This is a genomic window from Bifidobacterium sp. SO4 (genome assembly GCF_018555355.1).
GTDB classification, from domain to species: Bacteria; Actinomycetota; Actinomycetes; order Actinomycetales; family Bifidobacteriaceae; genus Bifidobacterium; species Bifidobacterium miconisargentati.
Genome location: NZ_JAFEJP010000013.1, coordinates 55,433 through 71,529 on the forward strand (window position 1 = coordinate 55,433; position 16,097 = coordinate 71,529).

The 16,097-nt window shown below is 63.5% G+C and carries 19 protein-coding genes; 10 read left to right on the top strand and 9 right to left on the bottom strand.

Translation table 11 applies throughout. The features are described from left to right. Positions 1-51: 51 nt before the first annotated feature. The 10 genes from pyrB to JS536_RS08965 all read left to right on the top strand — a co-directional run bounded on the left by pyrB (position 52) and on the right by JS536_RS08965 (position 8,882). The gene (gene pyrB, locus JS536_RS08920) at positions 52-1,014 is read left to right on the top strand and encodes an aspartate carbamoyltransferase (protein ID WP_214356690.1); all 963 of its coding nucleotides are present in this window, start codon (positions 52-54) and stop codon (positions 1,012-1,014) included. Beyond that, entirely contained in the window at positions 1,014-1,433 is a 420-nt protein-coding gene (locus tag JS536_RS08925; protein ID WP_109056531.1) for an aspartate carbamoyltransferase regulatory subunit, read from the top strand. Before pyrB ends, JS536_RS08925 begins: the two co-directional genes overlap by 1 nt. Further along, on the top strand, positions 1,430-2,959 hold the full coding sequence (locus JS536_RS08930; protein WP_214356651.1) for an amidohydrolase family protein: 1,530 nt from the start codon (positions 1,430-1,432) through the stop codon (positions 2,957-2,959). The genes JS536_RS08925 and JS536_RS08930 overlap by 4 nt, the downstream gene beginning before the upstream one ends. A 153-nt stretch (positions 2,960-3,112) precedes the next feature. Then, positions 3,113-4,084: an orotidine-5'-phosphate decarboxylase gene (pyrF, locus tag JS536_RS08935; protein ID WP_214356652.1), complete on the top strand. Its 972-nt coding sequence runs from the start codon at positions 3,113-3,115 to the stop codon at positions 4,082-4,084. Between the two features lie 69 nt (positions 4,085-4,153). Continuing rightward, positions 4,154-4,978 carry a dihydroorotate dehydrogenase electron transfer subunit gene (locus tag JS536_RS08940; protein ID WP_214356653.1) on the top strand — a complete coding sequence of 275 codons (825 nt, stop codon included), beginning with the start codon at positions 4,154-4,156 and terminating at the stop codon, positions 4,976-4,978. Positions 4,979-4,980: 2 nt separating this feature from the next. Continuing rightward, positions 4,981-5,949, top strand: coding sequence for a dihydroorotate dehydrogenase (locus tag JS536_RS08945; protein ID WP_240544339.1), 969 nt, complete (start codon positions 4,981-4,983; stop codon positions 5,947-5,949). A 6-nt stretch (positions 5,950-5,955) separates the two neighbouring features. After that, positions 5,956-6,651, top strand: a complete 696-nt coding sequence (pyrE, locus tag JS536_RS08950; RefSeq protein WP_214304466.1) for an orotate phosphoribosyltransferase — start codon at positions 5,956-5,958, stop codon at positions 6,649-6,651. A gap of 137 nt (positions 6,652-6,788) precedes the next feature. Further along, entirely contained in the window at positions 6,789-6,977 is a 189-nt protein-coding gene (locus JS536_RS08955; protein WP_214356655.1) for a hypothetical protein, read from the top strand. A gap of 190 nt (positions 6,978-7,167) precedes the next feature. After that, positions 7,168-7,848: a hypothetical protein gene (locus JS536_RS08960; RefSeq protein ID WP_214356656.1), complete on the top strand. Its 681-nt coding sequence runs from the start codon at positions 7,168-7,170 to the stop codon at positions 7,846-7,848. Between the two features lie 254 nt (positions 7,849-8,102). Next, positions 8,103-8,882, top strand: a complete 780-nt coding sequence (locus JS536_RS08965; RefSeq protein ID WP_214356657.1) for a hypothetical protein — start codon at positions 8,103-8,105, stop codon at positions 8,880-8,882. A gap of 350 nt (positions 8,883-9,232) precedes the next feature. Here the strand turns inward: JS536_RS08965 and JS536_RS08970 are convergent, their stop codons facing one another. The 9 genes from JS536_RS08970 to JS536_RS09010 all read right to left on the bottom strand — a co-directional run bounded on the left by JS536_RS08970 (position 9,233) and on the right by JS536_RS09010 (position 16,093). Continuing rightward, a complete protein-coding gene (locus JS536_RS08970) occupies positions 9,233-10,156 on the bottom strand; it encodes a LysR family transcriptional regulator (protein ID WP_214356658.1) in 924 nt (307 codons plus the stop codon). Positions 10,157-10,345: 189 nt separating this feature from the next. Beyond that, entirely contained in the window at positions 10,346-11,239 is an 894-nt protein-coding gene (locus JS536_RS08975; protein ID WP_214356659.1) for a GH25 family lysozyme, read from the bottom strand. Between the two features lie 4 nt (positions 11,240-11,243). Beyond that, complete coding sequence (locus tag JS536_RS08980; protein WP_214356660.1) at positions 11,244-11,648, bottom strand: phage holin; 405 nt, start codon at positions 11,646-11,648, stop codon at positions 11,244-11,246. A 49-nt stretch (positions 11,649-11,697) separates the two neighbouring features. Then, positions 11,698-12,075 (bottom strand): hypothetical protein, encoded by a 378-nt coding sequence (locus tag JS536_RS08985; RefSeq protein WP_217625141.1) that lies wholly within the window; start codon positions 12,073-12,075, stop codon positions 11,698-11,700. Next, a complete protein-coding gene (locus tag JS536_RS08990; RefSeq protein ID WP_214356661.1) occupies positions 12,057-12,488 on the bottom strand; it encodes a hypothetical protein in 432 nt (143 codons plus the stop codon). Before JS536_RS08990 ends, JS536_RS08985 begins: the two co-directional genes overlap by 19 nt. 27 nt (positions 12,489-12,515) lie before the next feature. Beyond that, positions 12,516-13,631 (bottom strand): hypothetical protein, encoded by a 1,116-nt coding sequence (locus tag JS536_RS08995; RefSeq protein WP_214356662.1) that lies wholly within the window; start codon positions 13,629-13,631, stop codon positions 12,516-12,518. Next, entirely contained in the window at positions 13,615-14,340 is a 726-nt protein-coding gene (locus JS536_RS09000; RefSeq protein ID WP_214356663.1) for a hypothetical protein, read from the bottom strand. The genes JS536_RS08995 and JS536_RS09000 overlap by 17 nt, the downstream gene beginning before the upstream one ends. A gap of 17 nt (positions 14,341-14,357) precedes the next feature. After that, positions 14,358-14,789, bottom strand: coding sequence for a hypothetical protein (locus JS536_RS09005; RefSeq protein ID WP_214356664.1), 432 nt, complete (start codon positions 14,787-14,789; stop codon positions 14,358-14,360). Continuing rightward, complete coding sequence (locus JS536_RS09010) at positions 14,789-16,093, bottom strand: hypothetical protein (RefSeq protein ID WP_214356665.1); 1,305 nt, start codon at positions 16,091-16,093, stop codon at positions 14,789-14,791. Before JS536_RS09010 ends, JS536_RS09005 begins: the two co-directional genes overlap by 1 nt. Positions 16,094-16,097 lie beyond the last annotated feature (4 nt).

Genomic DNA, 16,097 nt, shown 5'->3' on the forward strand with positions numbered 1-16,097 from the left:
GCCACCTGAAACCAACGAGCGAAAAGGTGAGCCTTGTCTGAAGAAACACCCATGGTCGGCAAGAGCGTGGTGACGCTGGACGACCTGTCTACCAATCAGATTCTCGAACTGCTGCATAAGGCCGAGTACATCGACGCGCATCGCAAAGAGGTGTCCCACACCTGCGAGGGCCGCGTGCTCGCCACCTTGTTCTACGAGCCCTCCACTCGAACCCGCCTGAGCTTCGAGACCGCCATGCTGCGTCTCGGTGGCAAGGTCATCGGTTTCGCCGGCGCGCAGCTGGCCTCCGTGACCAAGGGCGAGTCCATCGCGGACACGCTCAAGACCGTTTCCAACTACGTGGACGTGGTCGCCATCCGTCACCCGAAGGAGGGTGCGGCGCTGGTGGCCTCCCGTGCGGCGAGCGTGCCGGTGATCAACGCCGGTGACGGCGGGCACATGCATCCCACGCAGACGCTGGCCGACCTGGCCACGCTGCAGTCCCGCTTCGGCCGCATCACCGACCTGACCGTGGGCCTGTGCGGCGACCTGACCTTCGGCCGTACCGTGCACTCCCTGATCGAGACCCTGTGCCGCTTCGGCAACGTGCGCTTTGTGCTCATCAGCCCGGACGAGCTCAAGACCCCGCAGTACGTCATCGACCGCATCAATACCACCCCGAGCTGCTCCTACGTGGAGGTGCGCGACCTCGCCTCCGTGATCGGCGACCTCGACGTGCTGTACATGACCCGCGTGCAGAAGGAACGCTTCTTCAACGAGGACGACTACCTGCGCCTGAGGGACACCTACATCCTCGACGAGGACAAGCTCGCCCTCGCCAAGCCGGACATGGCCGTGCTCCACCCGCTGCCGCGCGTCAACGAGATCGCCGTTGAGGTGGACGACGACCCGCGCGCCGCCTACTTCGAGCAGGTCAAGAACGGCATGCTCATGCGCATGGCGCTCGAAAGCTCCGTGGTGGGCGACGAACTGCCCGGATACGAACCGCTCAACCCCAAGGAGGTCCAGGCCTGATGGAAGTCACCAGCATCGTCAACGGCATCATCATCGACCACGTGCCGGCCGGCACCTCGCTCAAGGTGCTCGAATACCTGAAGATCGATCCGTCCAAGACCAAGCTCGCGCTCATCATGAACACCACGTCCCAGCGCTACGGTTCGAAGGACATCATCAAGATCGAGGACGACAAGGACATCGACCTCGACGTGCTTGGCTTCGTGGCCCGCCAGGCCACCGTGGACGTGGTCCGCGGCGGTACGATCGTGGAGAAGAAGACCCCGCACCTGCCCGAGCACATCGTGGGCGTCATCAAGTGCGTCAACCCGCGCTGCGTGACCACCACCGAGCCTGGCATCAAGCAGATGTTCCACCTCGTGCACTCCGAGCGCATGGAATACCGTTGCGACTACTGCGACGAGGAAGCCAAACTGTGAGCATCACCCTACGCAACATCAAGGTCTGGAACACCGGCGAGATCATCGACCTGGTGGTTCCGGGCCTTGCCGACGCCTACTTCGCCGACACGGACGCCGTGCATGACGGCGCCGACATCGACGCCACCGGCCTGACTCTGGCCCCCGGCTTCGCCGACCCGCATGTCCACTTCCGCGATCCCGGCCAGACCTACAAGGAATCCATGGTCTCCGGTTGCCGCGCCTCCGCATCCGGCGGATACACGAACGTGCTCATCATGCCGAACACGCTGCCCGCGCTCGACGGCCAGCCCGTCACCGAGGAGGACGCCGCCGCCGACAAGCCTGGCGCGCGTGAGGTGCGTGATGCCGGCTTTTCCAACGTCATCGACTTCCTGCAGCAGTACGACGCCGCCCACGACGTCAAACTGCCGGTCCGCTACGATCTGTGCGTCTGCGCGTCCAAGGACCGCGCCGGTCTTGAGGCCAGCGACACCGCCGACTGGCTCAGGTACGTGCCCGGATTCGAGGACGACGCCAAGACCGCGGCCATGAACGAGCACCCCATCACCGCGATCAGCGACGACGGCTCCGCCGTGCCCGAGCCGATTCTCGATGATGTGCTCGCCAACGCCAAGGCGTCCGGTCTGTATCTCATCGAACACTGCGAGCATCACGACACCGGTGCCGTCAACGAAGGCCCCGTCTCCCGCAAGCTCGACGTGCCCGGCATCCCGGAGGACACCGAATTGAAGATCGTGGCCCGCGACATCGAAGCGGCCCGCAGGACAGGCATCCACGTGCACTTCCAGCACGTGAGCACCGCGATCTCGTTCGAGGCGATCCGCAAGGCCAAGGCCGAAGGACTGCCCATCACTTGCGAGACCGCGCCGCACTACCTGGCCCTGAGCGACGAGGCGCTGCTCGAATACGGCACGCTGGCCAAGATGAACCCGCCGCTGCGCTCCGAAGAGGATCGCAAGGCCACCATCGCGGCCATCGCGGACGGCACCGTCGACCTGCTGGCCACCGACCATGCGCCCCACACGATGGAGGAGAAGGAACTCGGCTTCCTCAAGGCCCCCAACGGCATCATCGGCCTCGAATGCGCGTATGGCGTATGCCACAAGGTGCTGGTGGACGGTGGCTTCATCTCCGACGAACGACTCATCGAGCTCATGAGCGTGGGACCGGACGAGCTGCTGGGCCACGAGCCCACGGATATCGCCGTGTTGGTGGAGGACTTCGCCGAACCCGCGCCCACCGGGGACGATCCGGACGGCGTGATTGCGGGAGAGACGGCCGATGCCGCCGGCCGCGTCGCCGACGGATCGAAGCGCGAGGGCGTCAACCGCCTGCTCGACCTGAGCAATGTGGAAGGGGCCGAAAGCGTGGATCTCGTGGTGCTCAACACCGGCGAGGAATGGACCGTGGATCCGGAAGCGTTCCACTCCAAGGCACGTAACACCCCGTTCGGTGGCTGGAAGGTCACCGGACGCCCTCTCGCCACCATCATCGGCTCGCAGTTCATGTTCAGCCGGCTGTAGAGAACAGAGAACAGAGCTCCCTGCAGTTTCGCTACGTGAGTCGGTTCCCTCGGAGAAGGGAGCTGACTCACTCCATGCCGGTTTCCCTCTCTGGGAGGGGGCGTCGGCAAAGTCGACTGAGGGGAGCCACCCCAAAAGAAGGAAAGGACTTCGATGGATCGTCTGATCGAAGCAATCGAAAACACCCAGAACCCGTCCGTCGTGGGCCTCGACCCCACCGAGGCGCTGGTGCCGCCGCAGGTGGTGGCCAGCTTCGCAGACGAGGTGCGCGACTCGGTCGAATCCCCGGAGGAACTGCCCGCCGCCCAGCTGGCCGTGGCATACTTCGAGTTCAACCGCACCATCATCGACGCCGTGGCGGATATCGTGCCCGCCGTCAAGCCCCAGATCGCCATGTACGAGGCGCTGGGCCCCGCCGGCGTGGACGTATACACGATGACCTGCGAATACGCGGCCCAGCAGGGCCTGTACGTGCTCGGCGACGTCAAGCGCGGCGACATCGGCTCCACCGCGGCAGCCTACGCCCATCACCTGAGCGGCGTGGCCGGAAGCGAAAACGGCGAGGCCTTCGATCCGTGGCACGAGGACGCCGTGACCGTCAACCCGTATCTCGGCACCGACGGCATCACCCCATTCGTCGAGGCCGCGGCAGCCGCGGACAAGGACATCTTCGTGCTCGTGCGCACCTCCAACCCGTCCTCCAGCGAGCTGCAGATGCTCGATCTGGCGGACGGCAAGAAGGTCTACGAACACGTGGCCGACCTCGTGGAAGGCTGGGGCGCCGAAACCGTCGGTTCGCACGGCTACTCCCGCGTGGGCGCAGTGGTGGGCGCCACCCATCCCGAGGAAGGACGCGCGCTGCGCGCCCGCATGCCGCACACGTTCTTCCTGGTGCCCGGCTACGGCGCCCAGGGCGGCACCGCCCAGGACGTGGCCGGCATGTTCGACGAACAGGGATCCGGTGCCATCGTCAACTCCTCGCGCGGCATCATCGGCGCTTGGAAGAAGACCGGCAAGTACTCCGAATCCATGACCGCCGACGAGGCGCTCGGTCTCGTGGCCGACAGCGCACGCCAGGCCGCGCTGGACATGCGCGACAACCTGCGCGTGGCCGTGTACCGCTGATTCAGGAAATCCTTTGCGGCCGTCTTCCCTGAAACGGCCGCAAAGGAGCCGACATCGAAAAGGACTTACATGACTACCTTCACCCCGACTCATGACGTCGTGGCGGAAGCACAGGCGGCTGGCTTCTTCCCGCCCCGCCACACCGTCGAGATCACCGACGCGCGTGCGCTGGCCGATCGCGTGATGCGGCTCACCTTCCGTGACCCGTTCATCGCCTCCCACGCCAAGCCCGCCCAGTTCGTCAACCTGTTCACCCACGACGACTTCATGCTCATGCCCCGCCCGTTCGGCGTGAGCGAAGTCGAAGGAGACGAGGTCTCCGTGATCTTCGCCGTCATCGGCCATGGCACCGAACAGCTTGCCCAGCTCAAGGCCGGCGACACCGTGGACGTGCTTGGCCCGCTCGGCCGTGGCTTCAACCTCAAACAGGACGCCAACTATATTCTTGTGGGCGGCGGCCTCGGCGTGCCCCCGCTGATCTGCGCCGCGCAGAGGATCGCCTCCCTGGCCGGTTCCGTGGCCACTTCCGTGATCGGCTACCGCGACGAGCGCTTCGCCGAGGATTTCGTCTCCCGCTACACCGACCGTTCGTGGAGCATCACCAATGCCGAAGGCAATGTGGTGGATCTGCTGAACCAGCTGGAAGCCTCCGGCGACCTCGACGTGGACGGCCTCAATCCGGTCATCCTCTCCTGCGGCCCTCTGCCGATGATGAAGGCCGTGGCCGCATGGGCCGCCAAGCGTGGCATCCCGGCGCAGCTCAGCATGGAGCAGCGTATGGGCTGCGGCTACGGCACCTGCGTGCTGTGCACCGTGGACACCGTGGACGGCCGACTCAAGGTCTGCACCGACGGCCCGGTGTTCACCCGCGAACAGCTCGGATGGGGGGAGTGAGTATGACCGGCAACACCACAACGAACGTCAACGACAACCACATCAACATCTACGAGGCCCACGAGTGGAAGCACCCCACCAAGGTGGCCGGCGTGACCTGGAAGAACCCCGTGGGCACCGCCTCCGGTACGTTCCAGTACGCCGCCGTGCGCTGGTTCTACGACGTCAGCCAGCTGGGCGCCGTGAGCACCAAGGGCTGCTCGCCCGTGCCGTGGGAAGGCAACCCGTCCCCGCGCACCGCGGAAGGGCCGGCCTCGAACCTCAACGCCGTGGGCCTGCAGAACCCCGGCGTGGACCACTATCTTGAGGACGACCTGCCCAAGCTCAAGGCCGCCGGCGCCTTGGTGGTGGCCAACGTGGCCGGCCACTGCGACGACGACTACATGCAGGTGGTCGCCAAGCTCGCCGACTCCCCGGCCGACATGCTCGAAATCAACGTGAGCTGCCCGAACGTGACCCACGGCGGCATGAGCGTGGGCACCGATCCGGTGGCCCTCGCCGCGCTCATGGACAAGCTGCGTCCGATGACCGACAAGCCGCTGATCGTCAAGCTCACGCCGAACGTCACCGACATCACCGTGCCGGCGCGTGCGGCGGTGGAGCATGGCGCAGACGCCCTGAGCATGATCAACACGTTGTTGGGCATGCGTCTGGATATCCGCACCGGCGAGCCGATCATCGCCAACAAGACCGGCGGCGTGTCCGGCCCGGCCGTGCTGCCCGTCGGCATCGCGGCCGTGTACCGCACCCGCACCGCCCTGCCGGATATCCCGATTATCGGCATCGGCGGCATCGACTCCGGCGAGAAGGCTCTCGAATACCTGTACGCCGGCGCGAACGCCGTGGAGGTGGGCGCGGCGGCGCTCTTCGACCCGGTGGCGCCGCTGCGCATCGCCCGCGAACTGGACGACCTGCTCGACGCACGTCCCGAACTCGCTGCTAAACTGGCCGCTGGACAGACCTGGAGGTAAATGATCATGGCAGAAACGCTTGCACATCGTTTTACGGAATTCCTGCTGGAATCCAACGCTCTGAAATTCGGCGACTTCACCCTGAAGTCCGGCCGTCAGAGCCCGTACTTCATCAACGCCGGTGCCTTCGATGACGGCAAGAAGATCGCCACCCTGGGTGCCTTCTACGCCGAGAAGATCAGCCAGGCGATCGTGCACAACACCATCCCGCGCGACATCGACACCGTGTTCGGCCCGGCCTACAAGGGCATCCCGCTGGCCGTCTCCACCGCGATCGCGCTGACCGCCGGCCACAACATGACCGTGGGCTACACCTTCGACCGCAAGGAAAAGAAGGACCACGGCGACGGCGGCTGGATGGTCGGCACCCCGCTCACCGACGGCATGAAGGTGCTGCTCGTGGACGACGTGATGACCGCCGGCACCGCCGTGCGCGAGGTCATCCCCAAGCTCAAGGCCGAGGCGAACGTCGAGGTCGTGGGCCTGGTGCTCTCCGTGGACCGCATGGAGAAGACCAAGGACTCCGACCTGTCCGCCGTCAAGGCCGTGGAACAGGAGTTCGGCTTCCCGGTGCTCGCCATCGCCAACGTGCGCGAGATCTTCGACGCCGCCGCCAAGATGAAGAAGGCCGACGGCACCCCGCTGCTCGATCAGGATATCAAGCAGCGCGCCGAGGCGTACCTCGAGCAGTACGGCGCCTGATAGGGCACCATCGCGCTCGTCAATCCGAAATTATCGGAAGTGAAGAAACGCTCCTTGCAGCCCAAGGGGCGTTTCTTCATTATCGGACCTATCATGAAGCTGGATGCAGCGGAACCTGCATGGAGGGGACATCGGCTATGGACATGATGGTTGCTATTATCGCGGTGGCTGTGATGGCGTTGGGGTATTTCGCCGGTACGCAGCATTATCTCGATGCGCGCGCGGACAAGCTGGCGAAAGGCGGCACGTTGGATCGGCGGAATGCCAAGGAGATTCGTGAGCTCGCCGACAAGGTGGATCCGAACAGATACTATCCATCGATTTGATGCCGGCATGTGGCCGCAGGTGTCCGTTCGGCGACGTATTCGGCGACGTCGAGATGAACATTGGGTGACTTTGCTGTAGCCCGATGTATCGGCTCATTACAGTGGAAGTATGAGTGATGATGCGCGGGATCAAGTGCCGATGGATGGGGGAGAGCCGTCGGGGAAGACGGGCGGCCACCGGAGAGCCATCGTGCGCATTGCTGTCGCGGTGATCGTCGCAGCCGTACTGGTGTTCGCCGGTGCCTTCGCTGTGGGCCGGTTCACCGAAAATCCCACGAAGGATCAGGCCTATCTGGACGTGGAAGCGAAGGCCTCCAAAATCGAGAAGCAGGTTGCGAACAATCGCAAAAAGACGGCGGAACTGACCACCCAGCGCGACGATCTGCGCGAACAGGCAGCCAAAGCCGAAAAACAAATCGAAGACGACAAGAAGGCCTTCGGCCAGTATGGCGGCAACACGGCGGTGGGGGCCGAGCCGTTGACCATCGAATCCATCACACTCAAACCGGATACGTTCTACGAGGAATACGGTGCGCAATCCGGCCTGACCAAATACCTGTACCCGGAAGTCACGGTACGTAACACTTCAGGGCACGTGATCTACGACATCAGCCTGCGCATGGACATCATCGGAGCGGACGGCAAGGTGCTGAAGAACGATGCCTCCGCATATGTGAACTATGTGGTGCTCTATCCCGGAAAAACCGCGGTGTGCGAAGCCATGATCGAAGACGAAGGATTCTCCGGCGCCACGCTGAAGCCGACCGGATACTACATGAGCATCCCCGATACCAGTGGTGACGGCGGCTCCGACAAGACAACCGACAGTCACGAATTCGGCAAGGATGTCAAGACGGTGGTGATTCCATGAGCGACGAACACGGCGAGCAAGGCGGACGGCAGAGTGCAGAGCATGTCGAACACAGCCAGGGGCACGGCAGGCATGAGGCCGGGAATCATGCGGTTCCCCGCGCATTCTATGATCAAGGGGATCGGGGAAACACCGGGAACGAATCGTCCGATAAACCGCATACCGCTGACTCGGCGAAACGGCATGAACCGGAACTCCAACGGCTGCTCGCTCATCAAGGACCGCTGAACACGTCGGTTCCCACCAATGAGAACATGACCATGGGAGACCGGGTGTTCCTGCTGCTGGACAAGGCGTTCACCGGTCTCGGCCAGGTTACGGGAATGATTGTGCGGGTGGCCTCCGGAAAAGCCAGTGCGGACGAACGAGTGCGCTGGGATGCAGCCAAGGGTCCGCTTGCCGTGGCGGCCAAAGCGGCCGTAATCGTGGTCTGCGTGCTTGCTCTTGCATGGCTGGGCACGGTCGCCTGCCGTCTCGGCGGACAGTCCGTGGTGGTCAAGGACACGCCGCAATACCAGAAGGCAAGCCAGAACCTCAAGTGGGCCAACGTGGATCTGATGGAGTCCGAGCAGGATGTGGCCAACCGTCAGAAGCAGATCAAGCAGGCCAACGCCATCATCGATCAGGCGAAGCAGGACCGCGAGAAATACGGCAATATCGTGGATGAGATTCAGCAAGCACAGAAACAGAACAAGGATCCGGCGCTTACCGTAACCGCGATCGGGGACCCCACACAGAGCTACCTCTATTACGAAACGCCGATAACCGTGCACAACAACACGCAGCAGGCCTATTCTTCGGTCAACGTGTACTTCCAGGCGGTGGACGGCGACGGTAATGTGCTGCATTCGGCGTACGCGATGGGCGAGAGCGAAACGACCTGTGAACCCAACGCCGATTGCGCTTTGAATATTTTCGACGATTTCAACCCGGTCGGGTCGAAGCTGATGCCCACCTACTGGGGTGTGACCGCGACCGGTGGCGGCAGCGAGTACGGCCGTTACGGTGTGGACGCGATGAGCAAGCAGTTCTAGGTGACGTAACGCGGTTCATAAGGGAATGACGGCAGAGGCCCACATGCCGCACGCCGTGTGCTGCCGGCCGTCATGTATAAGAGCGTTTTTGAGACGTTTGTCGAATCCCTGTTCGATGAAACCCTCACTATGTATGCGGTTCGACGAAGGCACCGCATACATAGTGAGGGTTTCGCTGCCTGAAACGACACTAAGTACGCGGCACCTTCGTCGAACCGCATACATAGTGACGGTTGGGGATAGTACCGCGTAGGGCGGAATGTGATTATGACGCGAATTCATATGAAAGCGTGTAAGGAGGCTCGATTGAAGCCGTCTTACCCGCTTACTCGTCTCCGTGTATGGCCGTATCAGTCGATGAGCTTGTAACCGTGGTCGGCCACCACGGACTTGAGCTTGGTGAGGTAGGTCTCGGCCGCCTTGGACAGCTTGGCGCGCTCGTTGGTGATCCAGCCGACCAGCATCGTCTCGTCGGTGTCGAGCGGGACCGTGACGATCTTCTCGTTGTTGAGGTCGCCGTTGTCGATGCCGGTGCACACAGTGTAGCCGTTGAGACCGATGATGAAGTTGAGGATGGTGGCGCGGTCGGTCACGTTGATCTGCTTGGGGGAGTACTCCGGCCAGACCGCCTCCTCGTAGAAGTAGAAGGAACCCTCCTCGCCCTGCTCGTACTGAATGAACGGGTAGGGCTTCAGGTCCTCCATGGTCACGATCTTCTTGGAGGCCAGCGGGTTGTTGCGGGAGATGAACACGTGCAGCGGGGCGCGGAAGAGCGGATGGAACTCGAGGTGCTTCTCGCGCAGGAGCTTGCCGATCACGTCCTTGTTGAAATCGGACAGGTAGATGATGCCGATTTCGGACTGCATGTTGGCGACCTGGTTGATGATGTCGCGCGTGCGGGTCTCGCGAATGGTGAACTCGTACTCATCGGACTTGATGGAGCTGATCATCTCCACGAACGCCTCGACGGCGAACATGTAGTGCTGGGTGGAGACCTGGCACAGCTGCTTGCGCGGCTTGGCGTGCTTGTAACGCTCCTCCAGCAGATCGGCCTGGTCAAGCACCTGGCGAGCATAGGTCAGGAACTCGGCGCCGTCCACGGTCAGTGCGATGCCCTGCGAGGAACGGGTGAAGATCTCGATGCCCAGCTCGTTCTCGAGTTCCTTCACGGATGAGCTCAGCGCCGGCTGGGAGACATACAGGGCGTGCGAGGCCTCGTTCATGGACCCGCATTCGACGATTTTGACGATGTATTTCAGCTGCAGCAGTGTCATAAGGTTCATTTATATCAGTACGGTGTGTCAAAGGTTGGAATTATAACGATTCCCCGCACAGGTACACTCTAAGTACACTCTATTTTCCTTTTCGACACCGATTATACGCGATTCCGCGAAGGGTTGGACGCAACAAAAAACGGCCCCGTCCGGCCCGCTGTGATGCGGTGCCGGACAGGGCCTTGGCGTTCATTGTTTGTATTCGAGGTGTGTTTCGTGGGGTTGGCCGGTGATGATGCTGACGAAGTAGTGCATCTGCTTGTTGGTGGCGAACGTGACGGTGGGGATGGTGATGCCGTGGATGTTCTTGTAGTCCGTGGCGACCTCGTGCAGTTCCGCCGGCTCGTGGAGCCCGTAGACTCCTTGCGTGGGGATCCAGAGGAGTCGTTCCCCGCTGTCCTTGCCCGCGAGGAACACGGGTGTCATGTACCGTTTCAGGATGTCGGCCGTTGCGCTCATGTCGATGTCCTTCCTGCCTCCGGTGGCGTAGGCGTCCCAGTCGGCTTGGTTTCCATAGAATTTGTTCAAATCGAGGTCCCCGTTCCAACCGTTAAGACGGCCGGTGCCCGTGTATTGGCGCATCGCGCACGAGTACGCGCCCTCGTTCCACGGGGGCGTCTGGTATCCGTATACGGGGTTCATGGAGGCGTACTGGGCGACCCATAGCCCGCAGTTGGCGCGCACGTCCAGGGGAATCTGGTTGATGGCGCTGGACTGCACGTACACCATGGGCCAGATGCCGGTGCGCGAGTGGACGCGGTCGGTCCACGTGCGCACCCAGTTGCCGTCGCCCCATGCGGCGTTGCCGCCGGACTCCCAGTCGAGGATCGGGATGGCCTTGCCCTTGTAGGGGGCGAAGTGCGTGCAGAACACGTCGGCCTCGCTGGTCGGGTTCGTGCCGGAGGCGTAATGGTAGGCTCCTGTCTTGCGGCCCAATGCGAGTGCCTGGCCGAGCTGCACGGGGTATGTGTCGCTCACGTACCAGGTGCCTTCGGTGAGTTTGACGATCACGAAGTCCGCGTGCACGGCGGCGAGGTCGATGCCGCGCTGCCAGTTCGATATGTCGATGCCGTTCAACGTCATGGGTTTAGCCTTTGACGTTGATGACGGGGGTGCCGGTGACCGTGTCCAGGATGATCGTGCCGTCGGTGTCGGTCTCGTACAGGCGGGACAGACCGTCGTCCTGTGATGCGTTCTGCGGCGTGGTGGTGTTGAGGCCGCCGGTCTTGAGGGCGGTGGTGAGCTGCTTGCCCTCGTAGCCGGCCTGGGTGACGGTCAGGTGGGTCCACCAGTTGTAGACGGCGCTGAGCAGGGCGATGACGCCGAGCACGCCCGCGGACACCTGGTCGGAAGTGAACGGGAGCGGGTTGAGTCCGGCGAGTGCGAGGCCGGCGCTGATGGTGGACGCGAGGTTCACGACGAGCATGGTGATGGCCTGGACGCGGGCCTGGGTGAGACCGGGAATACTGGTGTTGGTGGCGTGGGATGCCATAGGATTCTTCCTTTCGGATATGGGAAAGCCCACCCGGACGGGGTGGGCTTCACTCGTTGTGGGATACGGGTCTGGGCGCTATGGGCGCGCGTTGGATGTCGCGGTTGAGTTCGGTGCCGTGCCCGTTGCCGCCCATCTGGTGGTAGATGTCGTACAGGCGTTGGGCCCTCGCCTTGAGGTCGTCGTCGGCGATGCCGCCGTTGAGGACCATCGTGTGTCGCAGGCTCTCCAATTTGCACAGCAGGAGTTCCCTGACGCCCTCGTTGGTGAGTTCGGACCGGCGCCGGTCCTGCGTCTCATGCTCGACCGCGGTACGGGTCGCCTGCTTCAACCGTTCCCTCAGGACGCCGGCCATGCCGGACACGGCCGCGATGATCAGGCCCGCGGTCACGCTGATGATGATCTGGCTCATGATTGATACAGGCATCCGAGGAAGCTCGTCACGACCATATTGGCGTTGTCGTTTGCCAGCATCGACGGTACTACGGTAATGGTGAGGGATTTCTCCTCATAATCAAATACGAAGGATCTGTGGATACCGACTATTTCGTCGCGGGAGTAAACAACCGAGTTGAAGGGGAGGTTTTCGAACTTGAATTCGTATTCCGTACTGTCGTTGGCGTTCTTCACCATGTAGATCTGCACGAAGGCCCAGTACAGTTTGCTGATGGGGAAGTCGGGACCGTTGTCGTACGCCGGTTTCGTCCAGTCGTCGACCGGCAGTTCCTGGTAGTACAGGAACCCCTGATACGTTTTTTTGGCAGGTGTGACCTTGCCCTTGACCGCACGGGCCTCGTATGCGGGGGCGAAGGACACTTCGGATGTCTTGACTAATGCCATGATGATTCTCCTTTGTTATGGTTCGGCTTAGAATGTGGTGGTTCCCTTGACGCCGTTGAGGCGGATGCCTCCCGGTTCGATCATGATGTTGTATTTGCCGAACGACAGTGCGGCGTACCCCGGGTTGAGGTCCAGATGCCCGTCCCCGTACACGATGCCGACGTGATCGCCCTCGACGACCACCTTGCCGGCGCCGCCGCCGATGGTGAACGTCTGCGCTTCCTTCTGCACGTACCGGCTGTCGGACTCGCTCTTCGTATAGGCGTCCACCTTCTCGCCGCTGCCGCTGCCCGAACCCTTTTTCTCATAGGTGGCGTCCGCGAGCTCCTTGGTCACGTACGAGTCCAGGGTGGATGTCAGCTGCGACTTGGTCGGATAGTCCGACATGTCCGGGGACTCGATGTCCGGCGCCTCGATCGCCCCGTTCGCGTCGAAGTTCAGGTTTTTGCCCAACCGGGCGGTCAGGGTGCCGTCGGCGGACACCTGCACGCCGCGCCCGGGTTTGACGCCGCCGAGCGTGTCCTGGCTGGCGACCGGTATCTCCTGACGCAACGCGGACAGCACGCCCTCGGGCGTGATGCTCAACGTGCTCGTGTCGATGATGACGCCGCCCAGGCTGACCGAGGTCGCGGGCGGCAGGATGTACCCGTCCGACGCGGCCTGCGTGATCCCGCCCCCGTCGAAATAGATGATGTCCCTGGACTGCATCTGCGTCCACGAATCCATGTCGAACAAGCCGACCCTCACCAGGGTCAGGGGCTTGCGGTTCGCGGGCGCGTGTAACCGCACCTGTGACAGGTCCGTGGCGCGCACGGCCATCACATGCGAATACGCGGCCGCGCCGCCGCGCAGCCAGATCAATCCGGTCGCCCCGTCGAGCGACTCCCCGCCCGCGGGCGTCAGCCCGTCCACGGAGGACAGGAGCAGCACGCCCACCACGTCCCCGACCGGTTTCGCCACCCCCGCCCACGGGCGCACGTAACCGTCCGTCGCGCCCTCGGCGAGCGTGACCGCCAGGCTCCCGTCGCCCCGTGTCGCCTGCGTCACATTGGACGCCTGCGCCAACGGGTTGGCGAGCCAACCCTGCGGCACATGGTTCACGGCGATCGTGGTCGCCGTGGTCTCCTCAGTATCGGCCATCATTTGCCGTCCTCTCTGTAGAAGGTGATCCCATCCGAACCGATCTCCACGACCGTGCTTCCCGGGGGGGCAGGCCGGTCGGCAGGGTCTCGCCCTTGGGGATGACCCGTGTAGCGGCCGAAGCGACCACGTTCAGCAGGCCCTGCGCGTCGACCGCGAGACCCGAGCCGACCCCGAGCTTCAACGGGTCCGCCACGCCGCCCGTGCCGGACAACGGGGCCGTCACGGTCACGGACGCGGCGACCGTGGAGAACTCGCCCAGGTCGAGCCATTGCGTGCCGTTCCACTGTCGTACGTGCGAATCGTCCAACGTCTGGTAGGCGTCGCCCGCCTCCAAGCCGGTCGCGGGCAGTTTCGTCGCATCCGCGACCTGTCCCTTGACCGTGAATGGCCGGCCCGTATCGCCCTTCTCGCCGGCGGGGATGCCCAATGTGAGCACGCCGTCCGCGAGATTCGTGGTGGGCTGCGAACCCGCCGCGAGCAGTCGCACGACCACGCTGGTGACGCCCGCGGGACCCGGGTCGCCCTTGTCGCCCTTGCCGCGCGGGATCTGCAGGTACAAGGTCGTGCCCACGAGGGTCGCCGTCGCGTCCCGTTCCGCGGGCACGCTCTCCACGACCACCGCGGTGATGCCCGGCGAACCCGGTTCGCCACGTTCGCCGACAAGACCGGGCGCCGTGTAGGCCACGTCGATGATTTGCGTTGCCGCCATATATCCAACTCCTTCAGTCAGTGGGCGAGCCAGTAGCCCCACCCGTAGAGCGTGACCTCGCCCGATTCGAGGTTCTGCATGGTCTGCAGCAGGCTCCCGTCCGCCCCGGCCGGGGGAGACCAGCGGGCGAACAACGCCTCCCCGTCCGGTTGCGCGCCGATGACCTGCCATACGCCGCGCCGCCGGCCCTTCATCGATTCCGCGGAGAAGTCCGCAGGCTCGATCTCCGCGACCAGCAGGCCCTGGGAGTTCGCGGTGGACACGGGCTTGTCGACGAGCAGGATCTCGTCGAGCGTGTAGAGCCGCAGCCGCACGGTCTGCGAGGACAGGTCCATGGGCGTCGTCGCGCCGTCGGTGGTCTTCCGATAGCAGTGCCATCCCCATTTGAACGTGGTGCCGCGCGCGAAGCTGATGTCCGCGTGCACGTAAGGCTGTTCCAATACGCCCATCACGATGTCCTTCCGAAGAGTTCCCTGATCTTGCCGACGGTGCCGTACGCCTGCGTGCCTGACGGGGCCAACGCCATCGCCGTCATGCGCGACAACCGGTCCATACGGTTGGCGAGCCATGCGACCGGATTCGTGTTGCCGGGACGGATCCCGTCGATGGACGCCGCGTACTGGCGTGCCTGGATATCCAGCCATTCGCCGGACACGTCACCGGATATGTCGGTGATTACGAGCGGTATCAGCGAGGAGACGCGCGTGCCGTCCGTGGCGCGTTCGTGTATGAACCCGTCGTTGACGCGCAACGCGACATGATCGCCCACCCGCACCTGATGCGAGGCGTGGGCCTGGAGCTTCCACACGCGGTCCCGTCGGGACGCGGACAGCGTGCTCTTCGCATATGCGTGCAATGCGGCGAGTGAACCGTTCGACGAGGCGCTGCCCGAACCGGCCTGCAGGAGCGTCTCCACGGTCTGCGCGTCCGTGTCGTCGGCGCGGGCCATGAGCAGCTGGTCGCTGTTCTTGCCTCCCGACGCCCACACCTGGTTGATGATCGGCTCTCCGCCGGAGGCGACGCCGAGGAACCGGATCCGTTCGCGCGGGGCGAGCGTGTTCCACATCCACTCGTGGTCCGTGAGACCGTTCTGCGCCCAACGCGCCTGCCAGCGGAACCTGCCGTCCGGCTGTATCTGCGGGTCGAACCTCAACTGTCCTCCGTTGGCGGAGTCGAGCACGTCGGAGAACGCCTGGCTCATGGTCGTGAAATCCCATCCCGCCCATGACAGGGACAGGGGACTGCCGCCTGTCTGGGGCTCGTATCCGATGGGCACGTTCACGCATAGGCGGCCCCATGACTGGGCCAGGCCGATGAGTCCCTTGATGATGTCGCCGCCGCTGCCTGCGTAGCCGACTACCCATTCGGATGACGGGTTGTCGTCGTCCACGGTGATGGGCCCGTCGAATTCCATGGACCGCAGCCGGGTGTCCAATACGAGACGCCAGTCGAACAGGTTCCAGCCATCCCCGCATTTCACGGACAACACCTGGGTTTCCGCATCCCATTCGGGGCTTTCCATGATCGGGCCGGCGTGCACGATACGGTCACCGTCCCACAAGGCCAGCAGCGTGGCCTGTTCGACGAGAAGACCGTCGAGATCCATGCCCTCCGCATCCCGGCTCATGGGGATGCGGACGCTCATGTCGCCGCCCGCGTTCCAGGATTCGCTCCACGAACAGGACGTGAACGGTATCGGACGTTTGTTGAGATGCACGCCGTTCATCGTGTCGTACGCTTCCAAACGGTACATGCCG

Excerpts from the sequence above, each read along its gene's own strand:
- JS536_RS08985 (WP_217625141.1), bottom strand. The coding sequence starts at position 12,075 with ATGCCTGTATCAATCATGAGCCAGATCATCATCAGCGTGACCGCGGGC.
- JS536_RS08940 (WP_214356653.1), top strand. The coding sequence starts at position 4,154 with ATGACTACCTTCACCCCGACTCATGACGTCGTGGCGGAAGCACAGGCG.
- JS536_RS08990 (WP_214356661.1), bottom strand. The coding sequence starts at position 12,488 with ATGGCATTAGTCAAGACATCCGAAGTGTCCTTCGCCCCCGCATACGAG.
- JS536_RS08925 (WP_109056531.1), top strand. The coding sequence starts at position 1,014 with ATGGAAGTCACCAGCATCGTCAACGGCATCATCATCGACCACGTGCCG.
- JS536_RS09000 (WP_214356663.1), bottom strand. The coding sequence starts at position 14,340 with ATGGCGGCAACGCAAATCATCGACGTGGCCTACACGGCGCCCGGTCTT.
- JS536_RS08980 (WP_214356660.1), bottom strand. The coding sequence starts at position 11,648 with ATGGCATCCCACGCCACCAACACCAGTATTCCCGGTCTCACCCAGGCC.
- JS536_RS08995 (WP_214356662.1), bottom strand. The coding sequence starts at position 13,631 with ATGATGGCCGATACTGAGGAGACCACGGCGACCACGATCGCCGTGAAC.
- pyrB (WP_214356690.1), top strand. The coding sequence starts at position 52 with ATGGTCGGCAAGAGCGTGGTGACGCTGGACGACCTGTCTACCAATCAG.
- JS536_RS08965 (WP_214356657.1), top strand. The coding sequence starts at position 8,103 with ATGACCATGGGAGACCGGGTGTTCCTGCTGCTGGACAAGGCGTTCACC.
- JS536_RS09010 (WP_214356665.1), bottom strand. The coding sequence starts at position 16,093 with ATGTACCGTTTGGAAGCGTACGACACGATGAACGGCGTGCATCTCAAC.
- pyrF (WP_214356652.1), top strand. The coding sequence starts at position 3,113 with ATGGATCGTCTGATCGAAGCAATCGAAAACACCCAGAACCCGTCCGTC.
- JS536_RS08955 (WP_214356655.1), top strand. The coding sequence starts at position 6,789 with ATGGACATGATGGTTGCTATTATCGCGGTGGCTGTGATGGCGTTGGGG.
- pyrE (WP_214304466.1), top strand. The coding sequence starts at position 5,956 with ATGGCAGAAACGCTTGCACATCGTTTTACGGAATTCCTGCTGGAATCC.
- JS536_RS09005 (WP_214356664.1), bottom strand. The coding sequence starts at position 14,789 with ATGGGCGTATTGGAACAGCCTTACGTGCACGCGGACATCAGCTTCGCG.
- JS536_RS08970 (WP_214356658.1), bottom strand. The coding sequence starts at position 10,156 with ATGACACTGCTGCAGCTGAAATACATCGTCAAAATCGTCGAATGCGGG.
- JS536_RS08945 (WP_240544339.1), top strand. The coding sequence starts at position 4,981 with ATGACCGGCAACACCACAACGAACGTCAACGACAACCACATCAACATC.
- JS536_RS08975 (WP_214356659.1), bottom strand. The coding sequence starts at position 11,239 with ATGACGTTGAACGGCATCGACATATCGAACTGGCAGCGCGGCATCGAC.